The 1157-nt window shown below is 62.0% G+C and carries 1 protein-coding gene; it reads right to left on the bottom strand.

Features of this window, described 5'->3' with window-relative positions; translation table 11 throughout:
- Window positions 1–1157, bottom strand: a 1157-nt coding sequence (gene tuf, locus D7S89_RS27055) for an elongation factor Tu (protein ID WP_245983358.1), incomplete at both ends; no start/stop codon positions are given.

Here is a 1157-nt window from a genome sequence, read left to right as displayed (position 1 = left end):
ACGACACCTGCGCCGACGGTACGGCCACCTTCGCGGATGGCGAAGCGCAGACCTTCTTCCATGGCGATCGGGGCGATCAGCTTGACCGTGATCGACACGTTGTCGCCCGGCATCACCATTTCCTTGTCCTTCGGCAGCTCGATCGAGCCCGTCACGTCCGTCGTACGGAAGTAGAACTGCGGACGGTAGTTGTTGAAGAACGGCGTGTGACGGCCGCCTTCGTCCTTGCTCAGCACGTACACTTCAGCCGTGAAGTGCGTGTGCGGCGTGATCGAACCCGGCTTGGCCAACACTTGGCCGCGCTCCACATCTTCACGCTTCGTGCCGCGCAGCAGGATACCAACGTTGTCGCCTGCTTGACCTTGGTCCAGCAGCTTGCGGAACATTTCCACGCCCGTGCAGGTCGTCTTCACCGTCGGCTTGATACCGATGATTTCGATTTCCTCGCCGACCTTGACCACGCCACGCTCGATACGGCCCGTCACCACGGTACCACGGCCCGAGATCGAGAACACGTCTTCCACCGGCATCAGGAACGTGCCATCGATCGCGCGCTCCGGCGTCGGGATGTACGAGTCCAGCGCGTCGGCCAGGCTCATGATCGCTGCCTCACCCAGCTCGCCCTTGTCGCCTTCCAGCGCCAGCTTGGCCGAACCCTTGATGATCGGCGTGTCGTCGCCCGGGAAGTCGTACTTCGACAGCAGCTCGCGCACTTCCATTTCCACCAGCTCGAGCAGCTCGGCGTCGTCCACCATGTCGCACTTGTTCAGGAACACGATGATGTACGGAACGCCAACCTGACGCGCCAGCAGGATGTGCTCACGCGTTTGCGGCATCGGGCCGTCAGCGGCCGAGCACACCAGGATTGCGCCGTCCATCTGCGCTGCACCCGTGATCATGTTCTTCACGTAGTCGGCGTGGCCCGGGCAGTCAACGTGTGCGTAGTGGCGGTTCGCCGTTTCGTACTCGATGTGTGCCGTGTTGATCGTAATGCCACGTGCCTTTTCTTCCGGCGCCGCGTCGATTTCGTCGTACTTCTTCGCTTCGCCGCCGAACTTTGCCGACAACACCGTCGCAATCGCCGCCGTCAGCGTCGTCTTGCCATGATCCACGTGACCAATCGTGCCGACGTTCACGTGCGGCTTGGTCCGCTCAAA

The sequence above is a fragment of the Trinickia fusca genome, from assembly GCF_003628145.1.
GTDB classification, from domain to species: Bacteria; Pseudomonadota; Gammaproteobacteria; order Burkholderiales; family Burkholderiaceae; genus Trinickia; species Trinickia fusca.
The sequence above is the reverse complement of the archived record's forward strand: the minus strand, read 5'-3'. Positions and strand labels throughout refer to the sequence as shown.